Below are 20,059 nucleotides of genomic sequence, written 5' to 3'. Positions count from 1 at the left end.
CTGTAGGGTGCGCGTCATGACCCAGCCCAACGATCGCGCCGCGCTTCGCGCCCTCGCCCGCCGTTCCGAAACCGATATCGTCGCCGACCTGCGCGCCGAGCTCGCCCGTTCGCCCGCGACCGTCGCGGCGACAACCGCCCGCGGGCTTGCGCTCATCCGCAAGGCGAAGGCCGAGGGCGACCGCGAGACGCTCGTCGCGCAGCTGATGAACCGCTACCGCCTCTCGACCGAGGAAGGTGTCGTGCTGATGTGCCTTGCCGAGGCGCTGCTCCGCGTTCCCGATAGCGCGACCGCGAACGCGCTGATCCGCGACAAGATCGCTGGGCGGCGCTGGAAGGAAGGCGAGGACGAGGACAGCCCGCTGATCGTCGCGCTCTCGGCGCGCGGGCTTTCCTTGGGGTCGGCGACGCTGATGCTCGATGCGATGGGCAGCAAGGCGAACCCGCTCTCGCTCCTCAAGTCGATGATCCGCCGCTCGGGCGAGCCGGTGATCCGCCAGGCGGCGCTCGCGGCTATGAAACTGCTCGGCCAGCAGTTCGTGATGGGCGAGACGATCGACGCCGCGGTCAAGCGCGCCGACAAGGAGAAGACCGAACTCGCGAGCTTCGACATGCTCGGCGAGGCGGCGCGCACGGCGGAAGACGCGCGGCGCTATTACGACAGCTATGCGGGTGCCATCGCGCGCATCGGCAAGAATGCGAAGGCGGGCGACCCGCACGCCAACCACGGCATTTCGATCAAGCTGTCGGCGCTCCATCCGCGCTACGAATATTTGCAGGCCGACCGTGTCCGTGACGAACTGATCCCGAGCGTCATCACCCTCGCCCGCGCGGCGCGCGACGTGAACATCCCGCTGATGATCGACGCCGAGGAAAGCGACCGGCTCGAACCGCATATGGACGTGTTCGCGGCGCTGATCGACGCGGGCATCGCCGACGGCTGGACCGGGCTCGGCATCGTGATCCAGGCCTATCAGAAGCGCGCGCCCGAGGCGATCCGCTGGGTCGCCGCACAGGCGCGCGCCCGTGGTGTCAAGCTGTCGATGCGCCTCGTCAAGGGCGCCTATTGGGATACCGAGATCAAGCGCGCGCAGATGATGGGGCTCGGCGACTTTCCGGTCTTCACCGCGAAGAACCATACCGATCTCAACTATATGCACTGCGCGCAGATCCTACGCGATGCGCAGGACTGCATCTTCCCGGCCTTCGCCAGCCACAATGCGATGACCCTCGCCTTCGTGACCGAGCTGTTCGTTGGCGCCGACTATGAGCTGCAGCGGCTCCACGGCATGGGCGAGGGCGCGCACGATGCGATCATGGCACTCTATCCGCCGCCGCGCCCGGTGCGCGTCTATGCGCCTGTAGGCACGCACCGCGACCTGCTCGCCTATCTCGTCCGCCGCCTGCTCGAAAATGGCGCGAACTCCAGCTTCGTGCATCAATTCTCGGACCCCGACGTCACCCCCGAACAGCTAGCGGTCGACCCGCGCGGTATCGCGAGCAGCCCGCGATCGATCGCGACCGGGCTCGAACTCTTCGATCCCGCACGCCGCAACTCGCGCGGCTATGACCTCGGCGAGCCCGGTGTCCCCGAAGCGCTCACCGCCGCGATCGCCAAGGCCCGCCAGAGCAACCATGTCGCCGCCCCGATCGTCGGCGGCGTCACGCAGAGCGGCACCGCCGAGCCGGTGCGCAACCCCGCGACCGGGGCTGTCGTCGGCCAGGTGATCGAAGCCGATCGTGCGACGGTCGACGCTGCGGTCGCCGCAGCGCGCAAGGCGCAGAACGATTGGAGCCTCGCCGGCGGCGAATTCCGCGCCGCGCGCCTCGAACGCGCCGCCGATCTGCTCGAGGAACGCGACGCGCTCTTCCTCGGCCTTGCGATCGACGAAGCCGGCAAGACGCTGGTCGATGCAATCGCCGAGGTGCGCGAGGCGGTCGATTTCCTCCGCTATTACGCGGCGCAGGCGCGCGCCGACTTCACTTACCCCGTCGCGCTCCCCGGTCCCACGGGCGAGCGCAACGAGCTGATCCTCGAAGGCAAGGGCGTCTTCGTCGCGATCAGCCCGTGGAACTTCCCGCTGGCGATCTTCCTGGGGCAGGTGTCGGCCGCGCTTGCTGCAGGCAACAGCGTCCTCGCCAAACCCGCCGAACAGACCCCGCTCATCGCGCACGCCGCGGTCGAGCTGCTGCTCGAAGCGGGGGTTCCCGGCGACGTCCTTGCGTTTCTCCCCGGTCGCGGCGAGACCGTCGGCGCGGCGCTTACCGGGCATGACGACATCATCGGCGTCGCCTTCACCGGCTCGACCGAGGTCGCGCGGATGATCAACCGCAGCCTCGCCGGGCGCGACGGCCCCATCGCGACCTTGATCGCCGAGACCGGCGGCGCGAACGCGATGATCGTCGATTCGACCGCGCTCCCCGAACAGGTCGCGCGCGACGCGGTCGCCTCGGCCTTCCAGTCGGCGGGCCAGCGCTGTTCGGCGCTCCGCCTGCTTTGCGTGCAGGAAGATGTCGCCGACACGATGATCGCGATGGTCGCGGGCGCGATGGCCGAGCTCAATGTCGGCGACCCCGCGATCCTCTCGACCGATGTCGGCCCGATCATCGACGACGAGGCGCAAGCGAATATTGCGGCTTATGTCGCCGAAGCCCGGGCGGCGGGCCGGGTGATCGCCGAGGCGGGGCGGACGAACCTGCCCGCCGACGGCCATTTCGTGCCGCCCGCCCTGATCCGTCTCGACCATGTCACCGACCTCAAGCGCGAGATTTTCGGACCCGTGCTCCATGTTGCGACGTGGAAGGGCGGCGAGCTCGACCAGCTTATCGATGCGATCAACACCTCGGGCTACGGCCTGACTCTCGGCGTCCACACGCGGATCGACGGCGTCGCGGCGCATATCGCGGCGCGCGCGCAGGTCGGCAACGTCTATGTCAACCGCAACCAGATCGGCGCAATCGTCGGCTCGCAGCCCTTCGGCGGCCGCGGCCTCTCGGGCACCGGCCCGAAAGCCGGCGGCCCGCACTATTTGCACCGCTTCGCCGAGGAGAAGTCGATCTCGACCGACATCACCGCGGCGGGCGGCAATGCGGCGTTGATGGCGGGTTAGGGTGCAGGCCTGATCTGCATGGCGAGGTCGTGTGCGCGGCGCATCTGCCGCGCCACGCCGCCGGGCGTATCCGCCGCAGCATAAGTGTTGACGGTCATGATCTTTTCGCCCGTCGTCGTCATGCACCCGCCGACCAGGATGGACCGTTTTCCGGTTATCGTTTCGACCTCGAGTGTGCCGCCCAAATAGGCGCAGTCGCTGTCAACCCCATGCGGGCCGATCGATCCGGTGACCGAAATGTCAGAACCTAGCGCGTCGCTCATATCCTTCGAGACGCCGCCCAATATCTCTTGGCCTTGATGATCCTGCCAGTCGGCCTTGCCCATTTCCGGCGCCATCATTTTCAGGAATTCGGCGCGGTCAATCCGGGCCGCAAGCACTTTTCGCGGCGCTTTGATCAGGACGTAGTCGAACCCGATTCCGTCGGGGTGATTCCGCCTTTCGCATCGGATCAGCGACACGGGGGTTATATTCTGCTTGTCGCCCGACGCTGTCAGATCGAGCAGTTCTCTATCGCTGCCGTCCGGCACGCAATAGCCGTCGGGCACAGGAATCGAGAAGCGTCCCTCACCCACGGCAAAGGTCACGCGCTCGGTGCCGTGCGCGACCGGCGCGGCGGAAAATGCGGCCCCCACGAAGATCGCCGGTATCAGCTTGTTCATCTGTTCTTCCTCTTGCGATAATATTATGCTCCGGGAACTCCCAGCAGCTGCCCCTGCGCCTTCAGTCGTCCGGCGGCGGCCGGATTGGCGGCGATGCCGTCCTTCAGCGCCTGCGCGGCCTTCGCGGTCTCGCCCAGCGTCATCCGGCTGCGCATCAGCATGACCCAGCGGTCGACATCCTTGGGGTTGGCCTTCAGCTTGGCTTCGAGCCCGCTGACCATGCCCTCGATCATCGCATCCTGCTGACCCTTGGGCAGCTGTGACGCCGCTTCCATGTCGGCGCGGGTCGGCCCCGGGATCGCCCGCGCCGCGACCGGCATCTCGTTGGCGGTCAGCGGCCGCGCCTGCGTATTCTGCAGCCGCATCGCGACGTCGATCTTGTGGATCGCGCCGACCTGCTCGATCGTGCGGCGGAGGTCGGCCTCCCACGGGGCGCCCTGCGGCGTGTCGGCGAGCAGCGCGAACCAGTCCTCGATCGCGCCCTTGTGGTCGCCGCCGACGTCCTTTTTCACCGCGAGGAAATAGCGCGCGCGCGGATCCTTCGCGTCGAGCGCGATCGCCTTGTCGAACGCCGCGAGCGCCGCTGCGGGCATCGGGTCGCGCTCGCTCGCCATTACCCGCGCCTCGCCGAGTGCCGACCAGAGTCCCGCCGAATCGGAGGAAAGCGCGGTCGCTTTCTCGTAGGCGGTGACCGCGCCCGCGAATTCGCCCATGTCGAAGCGCGCCGCGCCGAGCTGCATCCACGCCTCCGCGCTGCCCGGATCGGCGCGCGTCCGTGCCTCCAGCGCGGCGAGCTGATCGCCCGGTGGTGCGGTGGCTTCGACGGACTTCTTTGGTGCAGAATCGGCGGAATCGCGCCAGATTGCATAGCCGATCGCGGCAACGAGCAGCAGCGCGGCGGCTATCAGGATCGCCCGATTCGTGGGCGTCATCCCGCCTGCCATCTTCTTGCTCTCACTCATCTTTGTCCCCTCGTCCGGCTCGCAAAAAACATGGACGCGACGCGCTCGCGTCTTGCCTTTGCCTCGCGATGGTGTAGCCTTCGACCCGCGAGGTCGGTCAACGACAAAATCGTCAGTGGGGTCGCACCGATTTTCCCAGCCAACAGGGGGAGGGGTGCATGGCAGTTTCGGATCACGTCGATTTTCCGACGTTTATGGAAGGGGTGAAAAAGCGCAACCCCGGCCAGGATGAGTTCGTGCAGGCGGTCCAGGAGGTCGCCGAAGATATTTTCGATTTCATCGCCGACAAGGAAGAATATCACGCGCAGCAGATATTGCGGCGCATCGCCGAGCCCGACCGGGTCGTGTCCTTCCGCGTGTGCTGGGAGGATGACGCCGGCAATATTCGCGTGCAACGCGGCTGGCGCGTCCAGAACAACAATGCCATCGGCCCGTACAAGGGCGGGATCCGCTTTCACCCGAGCGTGACAGAAAGCGTCCTCAAATTCCTCGCCTTCGAACAGACGTTCAAGAACGCGCTCACCGGGCTGCCGATGGGCGGCGGCAAGGGCGGCTCGAACTTCAACCCGAAGGGCAAGAGCGTGCGCGAGATCATGCGCTTCTGCCAGAGCTTCATGACCGAACTCTATCGCCACATCGGCGCCGACGTCGACGTGCCCGCGGGCGACATCGGCGTGGGCGGGCGCGAGATCGGCTTCATGTTCGGCCAGTACAAGCGCATCACCAACGAATTCACCGGCGTCCTCACGGGCAAGGGGCTCGAATGGGGCGGTTCGCTGATCCGCACCGAGGCGACGGGCTATGGCGCGGTCTATTTCCTCGCGAACATGCTCGCGGCGAAGGGGCAGGATCTCGTCGGCAAGACCGCCGTCATCTCCGGCTCGGGCAATGTCGCGACTCACGCGGCGGAAAAGATCGTCCAGCTTGGTGGCAAGGTGCTCACCCTGTCCGATTCGGGCGGCTTTATCCACGATCCAGACGGCATCACGCAGGACAAGATCGACTGGGTGAAGGCGCACAAGACGCACCGCCGCGGCCGGATCGAGGATTATTGCGCCGAATTCAAGGGAGCGAGCTTCACCGCCGGCAAGACGCCATGGGGCGTTCCCTGCGACGTTGCGCTGCCGTGCGCGACGCAGAATGAATTGCTTGGCGAAGATGCCAAGACGCTTGTCGCCAACGGCTGCATCGCGGTCAGCGAAGGCGCCAACATGCCGACCAACCTCGAGGGCGTGCATCATTTCAAGCAAGCGAAGATCATGTTCGCGCCGGGCAAGGCGGCGAATGCCGGCGGTGTTGCGGTCTCGGGCCTCGAAATGAGCCAGAACAGCGGTCGGCGCAGCTGGAGCGAGGCCGAATTGCAACAGATGCTCAAGGACATCATGGACGGCATCCACAAAAGCTGCCTGACCTATGGCGATCAGGGCAATGGCTATATTGACTATGTGAAGGGCGCTAATATCGCGGGCTTCAAGAAGGTGGCCGACGCGATGCTGGCATTCGGAGTGGTGTAAGTCGCAGTCTAGGCGCAAAAGCGCCAGGCGGGAAAAGGGGACATGGGCATGACGACCGACGCGATTGTGGGGCGCGGCGAACGACTGTGGGCGACCGTCTGGACGCTCGCGGCGTTGCTGCTGGCGCTGACGATCGCCGCGATCGTCGCGGCGCCCCCCGCGCGCTCGCAGGGCGAAGCCGGCGGTCGCTATACCGGTGTCGCTTCGTGCGCGGGATCGACCTGTCACGGCCGGATGGAGGGCGACGGCACCGTCGTCCGCCAGGATGAGCTGATGCGCTGGCAGGAACCCTCGACCCCCGGCGGCGCGCATAGCCGCGCCTGGGCGGTGCTCAGCAACAGTCGCAGCCAGTTCATCGCGAAGAATCTCGGGATCGGCGATCCGTCGACCGCGCCGATGTGCCTCGGCTGCCATAGCACGCAGGGCGCGATCGCCGCGTCGGGCGGCGCGCGGCGCGGGTCGGTGCCGCTCGAGGACGGCGTCGGTTGCGAATCGTGCCACGGTCCCGCCGGCGGCTGGATCGCGAGCCATTATGCGGGCGTCGGCACCAACGCCAACCCCGACGCCGAGATCCGCGACAAGCATCTCTCGAACCTTCGCGCCGGCCTCTGGAAGCTCGAGGATCCGGTCGTGCGCGCGGGCGTCTGCGTCGACTGCCACTTCGGCTCGGCGGGCGAAGGGCAGTTCGTCACCCACCGCATCATGGCCGCAGGGCACCCCCGCATCTCGTTCGAACTCGATCTCTTCTCCTCGCTCCAGGCGCATCATCAGGAAGACGCCGACTATGGCTGGCGCAAGTTCGGCGCGGGTTCGGGGCGCACCAACCATGTCCAGATGTGGGCGGTCGGGCAGGCGGTCGCGCTCGAACGCAGCCTCGCGCTCTTCCAGTCGCGGCGCGGGACCGAGGGGATTTTCCCCGAATTCTATTTCCTCGACTGCCACAGCTGCCACCGCCGCATCTACGACCAGGCCAAGCCGGTGAAGACCAGCCTCGACAATCCGGGGCGGACGAACATTCCCGAGGGCATGCCGCCCTATAATGATGAGAATCTGATCATGCTGTCGGCGGCGGCACGCGTCGCCGCGCCCGCGCTCGCCGACCAGCTCGCGGCCCGCACCGCCGCCTTCCACAAGGCGATGACGATCGACCGCGCGAGTGCGGTCAGCGCTGCCGCGCAGCTTCAGCAGACGGTCTCGGCGCTGAAGGCTGCCTTTGCGGCGCGCAGCTTCTCGGGCGCCGACGCCTTCACCCTCGTCGATGCGATTTCGGCAAAGGCGGTGGGCGACCGGCTGACCGACTATTCGGGGTCGCAGCAGGCGGTAATGGGGGTCGACACGCTGCTCAACGCGATGGTGTCGTCGGGCCGGATCACCGTCGGCGCCGCGGCCGGCATCCGCGCCGACATCGACCGCGCCTATACCGCGGTCAAGGACCCGAACGCCTTCCGCCCCGCCGATTTCCAGGCTTCGCTGAGCAGCGCGGTGCGCGCGATCGGGGCGCTGCGGTAAACGTCATGCGAAACAAATCCCGCCTCTTTCATTCGGTGGCCTTCGTCGCGGCTGCCTCGCTTCTGCTCGCTTCCTGCGGCGGCGGGGGAGGTGGCGGCACGCCGACCCCAGCGCCGACACCGACCCCCACCCCAACCCCGACTGGCGGGCTGTTCACGCCGCCTGCCGCCGAATCGCTGAGCGTGACCGAGGTCCAGACGATCCTCGCCAATGCGATATCGGAGGCGCAGGCGCGCGGGCTACCGTCGGTGATCGCGGTGACCGACCGCGTCGGCAATGTCCTCGCGGTCTTCCGCATGAACGGCGCGCGAGCGACCGCAACGACATCGCCGGCGCCGAACGGCCAGAATATCGACGCGCAGAATGTCACCTTCCCGGCAGAGGGCGGCGCGATCGCGAAGGCGATCACCGGCGCCTATCTGTCGAGCGGCGGCAACGCCTTTTCGACGCGCACCGCGAGCCAGATCGTCCAGGAGCATTTCCCGCCCGCGCCGACCACCGTCGGGCTCGAAAGCGGGCCGCTGTTCGGGGTGCAGTTCAGCCAGCTTCCGTGCAGCGATTTCTCGTCGCGCTTCGGTGCCGCGGGCAACGCCGCGCTGATCGGGCCGAAACGCTCGCCGCTCGGCCTCGCCGCCGATGCGGGCGGGCTGCCTCTCTACAAGAATGGCGTGCTCGTCGGCGGCATCGGGGTGATGGGCGACGGCGTCTATGGCAGCGACCCGAACATCCTCGATATCGAGAACGACCCCGAGGAGTTCATCGCGCTCGCCGGCACGCGGGGATTCGAGGCGCCGGCGGCAATCACCGCCGACAAGATCAGCGTCGATGGCACGACCTTGCGCTTTTCCGACGCGACTTTCGCGGGCGTGATGTCGAGCGGCGGCGCCAGCTTCGCCTCGTTCAACGGAACCGCGGGCAATCTCGTCGCGGTGCCGGGCTATTCGGCCGCGGCGGTCACGGCGGGCATTGCCTATGGCACCGAGGCGTCGGGCATTCGTGCGTCGACCCCGGCCGAATTCTCGAACCGCGACGCGTTCATCTTCACCGACGGCAGCGGCAACAACCGCTATCCGATCCGCGCGGCCACTGACGGCGCGGCGGTTGCCACCCCGCTTTCGCAGGCCGAAGTGCGCGCTGTGCTCGAAGAGGCGTTCACGGTGATGAGCCGCGCGCGCGCGCAGATCCGCAAACCGCTCGACAGCCGCGCGCAGGTCACGATCACCGTTGTCGACACTTTCGGCACCCCGCTCGGCATGGTCCGCTCGCCCGACGCGCCGATCTTCGGGTCCGACGTGTCCTTGCAGAAGGCGCGCACCGCCGCCTTCTTCTCGAACCCCAATGCGGGCGCCGAGCTCAGCGCCAACGCCAGCGCCGACATCCGGCAGTTCGTGACGGCGGTCCGGACGTTCCTGAACAATCCGGCGGCGCTGACGGGAACGATCGCCTTCCCCGACCGCGCGGGCGGCAATCTGTCGCGCCCCTATTTCCCCGATGGCGAGGTCGGGCGGCCGAACGGCCCCTTCTCGCGCCCGATCGCGCAATTCAACCCCTTCTCGACCGGGCTCCAGTCGGCGCTGATCATCGGCAACCTCGGCCAGCATGTCGGCTTCCTGCAAGGCGCGAACCCCGACACGCCGGCGCGTTGCACGACCCTGCCCGATGTCGCTGCAGGACAGAATCGGCTGCAGAACGGCATCCAGATCTTTCCTGGCTCGGTGCCGATCTATCGCGGCAGCACGCTGGTGGGCGGGATCGGCGTGTCGGGCGACGGTATCGACCAGGACGACATGATCAGCTTCCTCGGCACGCATAATGGCGGGGCCAGGGTCGGCGGGATCGGCAATGCCCCGATGGCGATCCGGTCGGACAATGTCGTCGTGACGCTCGCCGACGGCAAGACGGTGCGGCTGCGTTATGTCGGCTGTCCGTTCGCACCCTTCCTCGACACCAATCAGCAAAATGTCTGTCAGGGGCTTTAGCGGGTGAGCGTCGACGTCAGCCTGCTGCCGATCATCGCGACGCTCGCGGCGCAGGGGACGCCCGCGGCCGAGGCGCCGCCGCCGCCCGCGGCCGATCCGGCAACCGCTGACGGAAGTGCCGCGCCATCGGCGACCGATCAGGCGCCGGCGACCGAGGAACTGACACCGCCGCCGCCACCCGTCGACTGGCAGGAAGTGATCAAGGACGATCTCGTCACCCAGATCATCGAGGGCCGCCGCCGCCCGGGCTATATTCCCGATCTTCCCGACCAGTTGACGCAGGATAATGTCGGCGCACTCCGCCCGCCGCCGCCGCAGGCCTTTCCGGGGATGGACGACCAGCTTCCGGTCCCCGACCGCTGGCGGCTGATCGAGACGCTCGGCGTCGTCAAGGAACGCTGGTTCGACCCCTATCACCAGAATACGTTGAAGGGCGACCGGCCGATCAACCGCGACAAGGTCAAATGGTTGCCGATCAAGGGCGACGACTGGTTCTTTGTCGCCAATGCCGTGTCCGACACGGTCTTCGAACCGCGCACCTTCCCGATCCCCGTCGGCGTCCAGACGACTTCGCGCCCGGGCAGCCTCGACGTGTTCGGCAAGAATCGCAGCTTCGTTTTCGCGCAAACCTTCATCGCCGGTGCGGCGCTGATCAAGGGGTCGACCGCGTTCAAGCCGCCCGACGTCGAATATCGCGTCACGCTCGCCTATCAGGCCAATTATGTCGACGTGCCCGAACGGCGCGTCCTCGACGTGCGTCCGTCGAAGCCGAGCCATCGCTACGACAGCTTCCTCGGCGTGCAGGAACTGTTCGTCGACAAGCATCTCGGCAACGACAGCGACCGCTACGACTTCCATTCGATCCGCATCGGCATCCAGCCGTTCCAGAGCGATTTCCGCGGCTTCCTGTTCAACGACAGCCAGCTCGGCATCCGTTTCTTCGGCAACCGCGACAACAACCGCTTCCAGTACAACCTCGCTGCTTTCTGGCGGCTCGAGAAGGATACGAACAGCGGTCTCAACGACATCACCCAGACCCCGCGCGACGATTTCATATTCACCGCCAACCTCTATCGCCAGGATTTCCCGTTCGTCGGGCTGACCAGCCAGGTCAGCGTGACCTACAATATGAACCGCGAAAAGAAAGACGTGCAGATCGACCACAACGGCTTCCCGGTGCGGCCGGCGCTGCTCGGCGATTTGCGCGGGCGCGAATATGACGTCGCCTATCTCGGCTACAGCGCCGACGGCCGCATCGGGCGGATCAACGTCACGGCAAGCTTCTACGCCGCGCTCGGCGAGGACCGGAACAGCTTCTTCACCAGCAAGCCGGCGAAGATCCGCGCGGGCTTTGCTGCCGCCGAGCTCAGCTACGACCATGACTGGATGCGCTTCCGCCTGTCGGGCCTCTATGCCAGCGGCGACCGGAACCCCTATAATAATGTCGAAGGCGGGTTCGACGCGATCTTCGAAAATCCGATCTTCGGCGGCGCCGATACCAGCTACTGGATCCGCCAGACGATCCCCTTCGCGGGCGGCGGCCGCGTCATCTCGATCAACGGCCGCAACGGCATATTGAACTCGCTGCGCTCGTCGAAGGAAGAGGGGCAGTCGAACTTCAACAATCCGGGCACGGTCTTCGTCGGCGCGGGCGCCGATTTCGACCTCTCGCCCGAAACGCGCGTCAGCTTCAACGCCAACCATCTGTGGTTCGACAATACGAAAGTGCTCCAGAATCTGCGCGTCGAGGGCTCGATTCCGAAGGATATCGGCTTCGACCTGTCGGTCGCGGGGATCTGGCGGCCGAAGGCGACGCAGAATATCGTCGGGCGCCTCAGCGCCGCGGTCCTCCTTCCGGGCAAGGGATTCAAGGATTTGTTCGACAACAAGGAACGCGACAAGGCCTATGTCTCGATCCTTGCCAATGTGATCGTGAGTTTCTGACCGATGGCGCGCAAGCTCTTCGCTCTCTTCGCTTTCCTGATGATGGCGCTGGCGTTCGGCGGCCAGGCGGTGCGCGCGTCCGAGGAGGAAAAGCCGGTCAAGGTCGTCTATCGCTTCACGCCCCCGGCACCGAAGGAGCAGAGCGAGGCCGAAATGGCCGGTAAATCGGCGGGTTGCTATAGCTGCCACGTCCGCACCGACCAGCCGACGATGCACAAGACGCCCGCGGTGCGGCTCGGCTGCACCGATTGCCACGGCGGCGATTCGACCTCGCCCGCAGCCTTCGGCAAGCCCGAACTCGGCTATGAAAGCGCCTATAATCTCGCGGCGAAGAAGGCCGCGCACCCGCAACCGACCTTGCCAGGCGCGTGGGGCGACAGTCCCGCGAACCCGAAGCGCAGCTATACTTTGCTCAACAAGGAAGCGCCCGAATATATCCGTTTCGTCAACCCGAGCGACTATCGCGTCGCGCGGGAGGCGTGCGGAGCGTGCCACCTCGAGGTGATCGAGGCGACCGAGCGTTCGCTGATGTCGACCGGCGCGATGCTGTGGGGCGGCGCCGCGTACAACAACGGCATCGTCCCCTACAAGAATTACATCTTCGGCGAGGCCTATACGCGCGACGGTAAACCCGCGTGCATCCTTTCGCCCTCGTCGCGGCTGACGAAGGAGGAATATGCCGAGGCGTGCAAGCCGAGCTTCGGTTTCGACAAGATATTGACCGATGCCGAGAAGAAACGCGGCGCGCTGGCGAAAATGTATCCGCTCCCGCGCTGGAGCGTGATTCCGCCGGGCGACGTCTTCCGCGTGTTCGAGCGCGGCGGGCGCAACATCAACACACAGTTCGCCGAAATCGGCCTGCCGAACCCGAGCGGCAGCATCCAGCGCCTCGAAGAGCCGGGCCGCCCCGACCTTAAACAGTCGAACCGCGGTCCCGGTACCGGGCTGCGTGTCGCGATCCCCGTGCTCAACATTCACAAGACGCGCCTCAACGATCCCTTCATGTGGTTCATGGGCACCAACGACCAGCCGGGCGACTATCGCCATTCGGGCTGCGCGGGCTGTCACGTCATCTATGCCAACGACCGCGAGCCGCGGCACAGCCTGATCTATGCCCAATATGGCCGCGACGGCGAGACCGCGACGGTCGACCCGACGATCCGGGACCGCAAATGGAAGCCCGACGATGACGGGCATGGCGGCGGGCACGGCGACACCCATGGCGGCGGCGCGTCGGACCATGGCGGCGGCGCGCAGCACGCGCCCGACCCCGACCAGCATGGCGCGCTTGTCGACCCCGCCGCCGCAAAGGCCGGACCGCAGGCCCAGGCAAAGAAGGAACGCCTCGAATCGGGCCACCCGATCGGACACGCCTTCACGCGCGCGATCCCGACCGCGCAGTGCATGACGTGCCACATGCACCAGCCGAACATCTTCCTGAACTCCTACCTCGGCTACACGATGTGGGATTATGAGTCCGACGCGCCGCAGATGTGGCCGGGGCCGAACAACACCGCGCCGCGCCCGCCGGGGATGAGCGACGAGGACTATCAGAAGAAATACAAGCAGCAGCATTATCCGACCGCGGCCGAGGTCCATAAGACGCTCGAACGCAATCCCGAAGGGGCGGCGACGCGCGGGCTATGGTCCGACGTCGAGTTCCTGCGCGACGTCTATGATGTCAACGACACCAACCAGAACACCCAGTTCGCCGACTATCACGGCCACGGCTGGAACTTCCGCGGCATCTTCAAGCGCGACCGCAACGGCAATCTGCTCGATGCCGAGGGCAATATGTCGACCTATGGCACCGACAAGGCGCATATTGTCGACCCCGCCGATCCCGAGAAATGGCGCAAGAGCTGCAGCCACTATACCGAGGCGAAGGAGCGCGAACTCTGCCTGTCGACCGCGGCCCCCGACGGCCGCGAGGGCAAGTTCGTGCCGCCGGGCCTCAACCCCGGCAAGGCGGTGCACATGATGGACATCCACGCCGAAAAGGGGATGCAGTGCGCCGACTGCCACTTCGCGCAAGATGCGCACGGCAACGGCTATATCCAGGGCGAGGTCGCGAACGCGGTCGAGATCGGGTGCAAGGATTGCCACGGCACCGCCGATGCGTTGCCGAACCTGCTCACGTCGAACGTCGCGGCGCGGCCGCAGGGCACAAATCTGGCGCTGCTGCGCAACAGCGACGGGCGCCGCCGCTTCGAATTCCAGTATAATGACGATGGCGAGGTCACGGGCCTGATCCAGCGCTCGATCGTCGATCCAAAGCTCGAATGGCAGGTCAGCCTCGTCAAGCAGGCGGTGACCCCGGGGCCGCATTTCAATGCGAAGGCGGCGCGCGCGAAACTGATGTCGCGCTCGGGTGCCGACGACGGCAAGTTCGAATGGGGCCCCGGCGTCGCGAAGGAGGATCGCGCGCACGGCGACGACAAGATGACCTGCTTCACCTGCCACCTCTCATGGACGACGAGTTGCGGCGGCTGCCATTTGCCGATCGAGGCGAACTGGAAGACCAAGATGCACCATTTCGAGGGGGAGGAGACACGCAACTTTGCGACCTACAACCCGCAGGTGGCGCGCGACGAGATGTTCCAGCTCGGCCGCCACATGCTGACCAAGCCCGGCGAACCCGGCCCGAACGGCGAGGTGCGCGGGATCATCACGCCGGTACGATCTACCTCGGCACTGATCCTGTCGTCGACGAACCTCAATCGCGAGCGCATCTATGTGCAGCAGCCGCCGATTTCGGCCGCGGGCTTCTCGAGCCAGGCGTTCGCGCCGCACTTCCCGCACACGGTACGGCGCCAGGAAACCAAGCAATGCACCGACTGCCACCTGTCCGAAGCCGACGACAATAATGCGATCATGTCGCAGCTCTTGCTGATGGGCACCAACTTCGTGAACTTCGTCGGGCTCAACGTCTGGTCGGGGCAGGAAGACAGTTTCCAGGCGACGCGCGTCACCGAATGGGACGAGCCGCAGGCGGTGATCGGCAGCTATCTGCAGAAATATGCCTATCCCGATTATTGGGACATGCACGTCAACAAGAATGGCCGCGAGCTCAAGAACTGGGTGCGCGGCAAGGTGTTCGACAAGAAGATTTCGGGCGAGAAATATGCGCTCGAGGAATTTGCGAACATCAACCAGGGCACGAGCGGCCGCGTGAACTGCCTGCAACAGCGCGGCGAATATATGTTCGTCGCCGAGGGCAAGGGCGGCTTCCGCGTCTATGACGTCGCCTCGATCGGCAACAAGGGCTTCTCCGAACGCATCGTCCGCGCGCCCTTCTCGCCGCTGGGTCACGACACGCATGTCAAGACGACCAACGCGACCTGCATGGCGATCGGCACCAACCAGCCGATCAGCATCTCGCGCAACGACCATATCGTGAAGGATTTCCCCGAGAATCACGAACAGTCCTTCCACCCGCTCTATCGCTACGCGGTGATCACCGACAGCGTCGAGGGGCTGGTCCTCGTCGATATCGACACGATGGCGAACGGCGAATTCCGCGACAACAAGCTGACGCGCGCGCTGACGTGGAATCCGGACAATGTCCTCAAGGGCGCGAGGCATGTCACGCTGGCTGGCAATTACGCCTATATCACCACCGACGCCGGGCTCGTCGTCGTCGACCTGTCGGCGCCGCTCGAACCCAAGGTCACGGCGCAGTTGCCGCTGGCCGACGCGCGCGCCAGCGCGGTGCAGTTCCGCTACCTCTGGGTCACCGATGCCGGGGGTGTCAGCCTGTTCGACATCACCAACATGGCGCAGCCGGTGCCGGTGCCCGAAGGCAATGTGCGGCTTGCCAATGCGCGGAAAATCTATCTCGCGCGGACGTATATGTATGTCGCGGCGAAGGCCGACGGCCTGGTGATCGTCGACGTGACGCGGCCCGCGGCGCCGGTCGTCTGGCCCGCGCTGACCTTCGACGGCAAGCTCGATGATGCCGAGGATGTGATCGTCGCGTCGACCAACGCCTCGCTCTTTGCCTATGTCGCCGACGGCCGGAACGGCATCAAGGTGCTGCAGCTGACCAGCCCCGACAATCCCGGCCTTTACGGCTTCTCGCCGAAGCCGACGCCCGAGCTGATCGCGTGGGCGAAAACCCCGTCGCCGGCGATCGCGCTGTCGAAGGGTCTCGACCGCGACCGCGGGGTCGACGAGAGCGGCGGGCAGATCGCCGTGTTCGGCCGCGTCGGTTCGCGACCGTTCACGCGGAGCGAGATGGAAAAGCTGTTCCTCAACAGCAAGAGCCAGGTGTACAAGGTCCGCGACGAGGTCGATCAGGCGGCGTGGCGGCCGCCCTTGCTCTACGCGAACTGAGCGTCGCAGGCCCGGCACGGCGCCCGTTGCGTAAGCGTACCGGCTCCCTGCGACAGTCGGCGTCCAAAACGCCGCCAGCAGAGGCGGAAGCCGGATCGCGTCCGGCCTGACCTTTACCGGGGCCCCTGCTCGCTTGACGGCGAGTCCGCCCCATGCGCATATCGCCCTGCACTCACCCATGGGGACCGAAAACAGCATGGCCAGCCGCAAGCCCGTCGCCGGAAAGGCCGATTGGCGCACCATTTTTCGCCAGAGCATCGCGCGCAGCCTCGTCATAGCGGCGGCGGTGGGGCTGGCCGCCTTTACGATCTTCCTGACCCTCGCTTTCCTGACCTATGACAGCACCGATGCAGCGCTCAATACCGCCGCGAACGGCAATGCCGCGAACTGGATGGGCGGCGCGGGGGCGTGGTTCGCCGACCTTGGCCTGTCGATCGGCGGGGCGCCGATCGTGCTGCTGCTCCCCTTGCTCGGGATCATGGCGTGGCGGCTATGGGCGGGCGAGCCGCAGCCCTTTTGGCCGCGCCAGCTCGCCTATAGCTTTGCGGGTATATTGCTCGTCGGGCTCGGCGCCGAACTATGGGCGCCCGCGAACGGCGCGCCGATGCCCGCGGGTTGGGGCGGTATCATCGCGCTCGTCGTCGGCGGGGCGGTGACGCCCTTGTTCGAGCTGGCGGGCGACCCCGTCGCCGCGCTCGCCCGCTTCGGGACGATCCTGCTGCTCGTCGGGATCGGCCTCTGGCTCGCCTTCCGCGCGCTGCGGCTCGAAAAGGGATGGGCGTCGCGGCTGAAGCTTCCGGCGGCCGAAGGGGGACGGATTGTGGAGCCCGCGCGCGCCGACGACGGCGGTGCGAGGGCGCCCAACCTGATGGAGCGTGTGATCCGCCCGCGCCCGCGCGCCGAGCCGATCGACCGTGCCCCGCCCGAGATCGCCGAACCGGTGCAGCGCGCCGCGCCGTCGAAGCCCAAGGCGAAGCCGCAGACCGAGCTGTTCACCAACTATCAGCTCCCCTCGATCGACCTGCTCGCCCCCGCGCCCGAGCGGCAGGCGGGCGCGATCGACAAGGCGGCGCTCGAACGCAATGCGCGCCTGCTCGAATCGGTGCTCGAGGATTTCCAGGTCAAGGGCGTGATTACGGCGGTGCGTCCCGGCCCCGTCGTCACCATGTACGAACTCGAACCCGCGCCGGGCACCAAGGCGAGCCGCGTGTCGAACCTCGCCGACGACATCGCGCGCAACATGTCGGCGCTGTCGGCGCGCATTGCGCCGATCCCCGGCCGCACCGTGATCGGTATCGAGCTGCCGAACGCGCACCGCGAGGCGGTGGTGCTGCACGAGATCATCGGCAGCGCGCTGTTCCAGGACCAGACCGGCGCGCTGCCGATCATCCTCGGCAAGAATATCAGCGGCGACGCGATGATCGCCGACCTTGCCCCGATGCCGCACCTGCTGATCGCGGGCACCACCGGCTCGGGCAAGTCGGTCGGCCTCAACGCGATGATCCTGTCGCTGCTCTATCGCCTCGGTCCCGACCAGGTGAAAATGATCATGATCGATCCCAAGATGCTGGAACTCAGCGTCTATGACGACATCCCGCACTTGCTCGCGCCCGTCGTGACCGAGCCCAAGAAGGCGATCCGCGCCCTGAAATGGGCGGTCGAGCAGATGGAGGATCGCTACCGGATGATGTCGTCGCTGTCGGTGCGCAACCTCGCCTCCTACAACGACAAGGTGCGCGGCGCGCTTGCCAAGGGCAAGTCGCTGGGCCGCCGCGTCCAGACGGGGTACGACCCCGACACCGGCCAGCCGGTCTATGAGGAAGAGACGCTCGATTATGCGCCGCTGCCGCAGATCGTAGTCGTCGTCGACGAACTCGCCGACCTGATGATGACCGCGGGCAAGGAGGTCGAGTTCCTGATCCAGCGCCTTGCGCAAAAAGCGCGCGCGGCCGGCATCCACCTGATCCTCGCGACGCAGCGTCCGTCGGTCGACGTCATCACGGGCGTCATCAAGGCCAACCTTCCGACGCGCATCAGCTTCAACGTCACCTCGAAGATCGACAGCCGCACGATCCTCGGCGAGGCGGGCGCCGAACAGCTGCTCGGCAAGGGCGACATGCTCTACGTCCCCGGCGGCAAGCAGATCACCCGCATCCACGGCCCCTTCGTATCCGACGACGAAGTGCGCTCGGTCGCCGATCACTGGAAGGGCCAGGGCCGTCCCGACTATATCGAAAGCGTCACCGAAGACCCCGAGGACGGCGGCTTCGCGATGGAGGGCGCGCCGGCGGGCGGCGACAGCGCCGAGGACCGCATGTATGCGAAGGCCTGCCAGATCGTCGCCGAAAGCCAGAAGGCCTCGACCAGCTGGCTGCAACGACAATTGCGGATCGGCTACAATAGCGCCGCGCGCCTGATCGAGCGGATGGAAGAGGAAGGCATTGTCAGCCCGCCGAACCATGTCGGCCGCCGCGATGTGCTGACCGATCAATATGGCCAGCCAAGATGATCTCGGCCAGACTCATGTCGGCAACGCTTGGCCGCGGCGAGCTTGCCAATGATTTGAGACCACCTAGGCTGTGGTTGCGGGGGATAGCGACATGACTAGCATTCGATCCGAGATTGATGCCAATTTCGATGCGTTTCAGCGCCAGCTATATGCGAGTCTGACCTCGCATAGAGGGGAGTTTGCGCTGCTGCGTCACGGTCAGATCATCGACTTCTTTGAATTTCCCGGCGCGGCGCTGATTGCGGGGAAAGAACGATTTCCCGACGCGCTCTTCTCGATCCAGGAGGTCAACGACGAACCCATTGATTTGGGCGTCTGGTCGCATGCCTGAAATCGAGTGGCGGCATGATGGCCGCCGCATCGTCATTCCCGCCGCGATTTTGCGGGCCGACGATCCGGCCGATCTTCGCTTCCATCCAGTAACGGCGCTGGTCGATACCGGCGCGACGTCGAGCGGGATCATGCCGGCAGTCGTCGAAGCGCTCGATTTGGCTCCGGTTGGGAAGCGGCTGGTAAAGGCTGCACACGGCGAGGCCATGGTCGATACGTTCGTTTTCCGTATCGGGCTGTTCGCCGGCACATCGGATCGGATCCAGCCTTCCTTTCCCTATGTATTCGATGCCATAATGGGCCTCCGCTTTGGGCCCAGCGAGCATTTCGATGCCATCATCGGCATGGATATCCTTGGCCAATGCGATTTTTCCATCGCCCGGAACCAAAGTTGCCGCCTGACATTTGGTTGAAGGTCCAGTTCAGGGCGGGTTCAATGCCCGCGCGCCATGTCCGGCCGACACTTTGCAGAATAGAGAGCCCGATGATCTTCCAGACCAAGCTCAAACGCCTTGCGGCCTTCACCCTCGTTCCGGCGCTTGCCGCGGGTTTCGCGATCGGCGCGCCGGCGATCGCGCAGTCGGCCAGCACGTTGTCGTCGGTGCAGTCGCACCTCAAGGCGACGAGCTCGATGACCGCCGATTTCGTCCAGACCGACCGCAACGGCCAGCGCCTGTCGGGCAAGCTGACCCTCAAGCGCCCCGGCAAGATCCGCTTCCAGTATCAGAAGGATGTGCCGCTGCTGATCGTCGGCGACGGCAGCCGGCTGACAATGATCGACTATCAGGTGCGGCAGGTGCAAAGCTGGCCGGTGAAGAATTCGCCGCTCGGTGCGCTGCTCGATCCCGAACGCGACCTGTCGAAACATGCGAAGGTCATTCCGACCGGCAGCGACGAGGTGCTGAGCGTCGAGGTCAAGGATCCGAAGCGCCCCGAATATGGCACGATCACGATGGTGTTCATCCGCGACGGGTCTGCGCCGGCCGGCCTGCGTCTGCGCGGCTGGGTCGCGCTGGATTCGCAGAACAACCGCACGCGCATCGACCTCAGCAACCAGAAGTTCAACGTCGCGGTCGCCGATTCCGCCTTCAAATGGACCGATCCGCGTCCGCGCAAGAAGGTGTGATCGGGATGCTTCGACGAACGGCGCTTCAGAGCCGACGAACGACAGGCGATGGCACGCTGTTCAGCTTGGCGACAGGGAAA

The 20,059-nt window shown here is 65.9% G+C and carries 12 protein-coding genes; 10 read left to right on the top strand and 2 right to left on the bottom strand.

The genetic code is table 11. The annotated features are described in order from the left end of the window. Positions 1-16: 16 nt before the first annotated feature. The gene (putA, locus tag ATE64_RS03485) at positions 17-3,109 is read left to right on the top strand and encodes a bifunctional proline dehydrogenase/L-glutamate gamma-semialdehyde dehydrogenase PutA (RefSeq protein WP_058456038.1); all 3,093 of its coding nucleotides are present in this window, start codon (positions 17-19) and stop codon (positions 3,107-3,109) included. Here putA and ATE64_RS03480 read toward each other — a convergent pair. Both ATE64_RS03480 and ATE64_RS03475 read right to left on the bottom strand, forming a co-directional pair. After that, on the bottom strand, positions 3,106-3,771 hold the full coding sequence (locus ATE64_RS03480; RefSeq protein ID WP_058455962.1) for a hypothetical protein: 666 nt from the start codon (positions 3,769-3,771) through the stop codon (positions 3,106-3,108). The two genes, putA and ATE64_RS03480, sit on opposite strands and share 4 nt — an antisense overlap. 23 nt (positions 3,772-3,794) lie before the next feature. Further along, positions 3,795-4,733 carry a tetratricopeptide repeat protein gene (locus ATE64_RS03475; protein ID WP_058455963.1) on the bottom strand — a complete coding sequence of 313 codons (939 nt, stop codon included), beginning with the start codon at positions 4,731-4,733 and terminating at the stop codon, positions 3,795-3,797. 158 nt (positions 4,734-4,891) lie between these two features. Here ATE64_RS03475 and gdhA point away from each other — a divergent pair, with 158 nt between their 5' ends. The 9 genes from gdhA (at position 4,892) to ATE64_RS03430 (ending at position 19,979) form a co-directional block, all read left to right on the top strand. Further along, positions 4,892-6,247 (top strand): NADP-specific glutamate dehydrogenase, encoded by a 1,356-nt coding sequence (gdhA, locus tag ATE64_RS03470; RefSeq protein WP_058455964.1) that lies wholly within the window; start codon positions 4,892-4,894, stop codon positions 6,245-6,247. A 48-nt stretch (positions 6,248-6,295) separates the two neighbouring features. Next, complete coding sequence (locus tag ATE64_RS03465) at positions 6,296-7,756, top strand: multiheme c-type cytochrome (RefSeq protein ID WP_058456039.1); 1,461 nt, start codon at positions 6,296-6,298, stop codon at positions 7,754-7,756. A 5-nt stretch (positions 7,757-7,761) separates the two neighbouring features. Continuing rightward, positions 7,762-9,735: a heme-binding protein gene (locus tag ATE64_RS03460; protein ID WP_058455965.1), complete on the top strand. Its 1,974-nt coding sequence runs from the start codon at positions 7,762-7,764 to the stop codon at positions 9,733-9,735. A gap of 159 nt (positions 9,736-9,894) precedes the next feature. After that, positions 9,895-11,679: a hypothetical protein gene (locus ATE64_RS03455; protein WP_058456040.1), complete on the top strand. Its 1,785-nt coding sequence runs from the start codon at positions 9,895-9,897 to the stop codon at positions 11,677-11,679. Between the two features lie 3 nt (positions 11,680-11,682). Continuing rightward, positions 11,683-16,014 carry a hypothetical protein gene (locus ATE64_RS03450; RefSeq protein WP_058455966.1) on the top strand — a complete coding sequence of 1,444 codons (4,332 nt, stop codon included), beginning with the start codon at positions 11,683-11,685 and terminating at the stop codon, positions 16,012-16,014. Positions 16,015-16,192: 178 nt separating this feature from the next. Then, positions 16,193-18,523 (top strand): DNA translocase FtsK 4TM domain-containing protein, encoded by a 2,331-nt coding sequence (locus ATE64_RS03445; RefSeq protein WP_231729024.1) that lies wholly within the window; start codon positions 16,193-16,195, stop codon positions 18,521-18,523. A 91-nt stretch (positions 18,524-18,614) separates the two neighbouring features. Continuing rightward, the gene (locus ATE64_RS03440) at positions 18,615-18,854 is read left to right on the top strand and encodes a hypothetical protein (protein WP_058455967.1); all 240 of its coding nucleotides are present in this window, start codon (positions 18,615-18,617) and stop codon (positions 18,852-18,854) included. Then, positions 18,847-19,266 (top strand): aspartyl protease family protein, encoded by a 420-nt coding sequence (locus tag ATE64_RS03435; protein ID WP_058455968.1) that lies wholly within the window; start codon positions 18,847-18,849, stop codon positions 19,264-19,266. Before ATE64_RS03440 ends, ATE64_RS03435 begins: the two co-directional genes overlap by 8 nt. A 71-nt stretch (positions 19,267-19,337) precedes the next feature. Continuing rightward, the gene (locus tag ATE64_RS03430) at positions 19,338-19,979 is read left to right on the top strand and encodes an outer membrane lipoprotein carrier protein LolA (RefSeq protein ID WP_058455969.1); all 642 of its coding nucleotides are present in this window, start codon (positions 19,338-19,340) and stop codon (positions 19,977-19,979) included. The last annotated feature ends 80 nt before the right edge of the window (positions 19,980-20,059 follow it).

The organism is Sphingopyxis sp. H073 (assembly GCF_001468395.1).
GTDB lineage: Bacteria > Pseudomonadota > Alphaproteobacteria > Sphingomonadales > Sphingomonadaceae > Sphingopyxis.
Note: the sequence above shows the minus strand (reverse complement) of the source record. Positions and strands in the feature narration are given on the sequence as shown.

Excerpts from the sequence above, each read along its gene's own strand:
- putA (WP_058456038.1), top strand. The coding sequence starts at position 17 with ATGACCCAGCCCAACGATCGCGCCGCGCTTCGCGCCCTCGCCCGCCGT.
- ATE64_RS03480 (WP_058455962.1), bottom strand. The coding sequence starts at position 3,771 with ATGAACAAGCTGATACCGGCGATCTTCGTGGGGGCCGCATTTTCCGCC.
- ATE64_RS03475 (WP_058455963.1), bottom strand. The coding sequence starts at position 4,733 with ATGAGTGAGAGCAAGAAGATGGCAGGCGGGATGACGCCCACGAATCGG.
- gdhA (WP_058455964.1), top strand. The coding sequence starts at position 4,892 with ATGGCAGTTTCGGATCACGTCGATTTTCCGACGTTTATGGAAGGGGTG.
- ATE64_RS03465 (WP_058456039.1), top strand. The coding sequence starts at position 6,296 with ATGACGACCGACGCGATTGTGGGGCGCGGCGAACGACTGTGGGCGACC.
- ATE64_RS03460 (WP_058455965.1), top strand. The coding sequence starts at position 7,762 with ATGCGAAACAAATCCCGCCTCTTTCATTCGGTGGCCTTCGTCGCGGCT.
- ATE64_RS03450 (WP_058455966.1), top strand. The coding sequence starts at position 11,683 with ATGGCGCGCAAGCTCTTCGCTCTCTTCGCTTTCCTGATGATGGCGCTG.
- ATE64_RS03445 (WP_231729024.1), top strand. The coding sequence starts at position 16,193 with ATGGGGACCGAAAACAGCATGGCCAGCCGCAAGCCCGTCGCCGGAAAG.
- ATE64_RS03440 (WP_058455967.1), top strand. The coding sequence starts at position 18,615 with ATGACTAGCATTCGATCCGAGATTGATGCCAATTTCGATGCGTTTCAG.
- ATE64_RS03435 (WP_058455968.1), top strand. The coding sequence starts at position 18,847 with ATGCCTGAAATCGAGTGGCGGCATGATGGCCGCCGCATCGTCATTCCC.
- ATE64_RS03430 (WP_058455969.1), top strand. The coding sequence starts at position 19,338 with ATGATCTTCCAGACCAAGCTCAAACGCCTTGCGGCCTTCACCCTCGTT.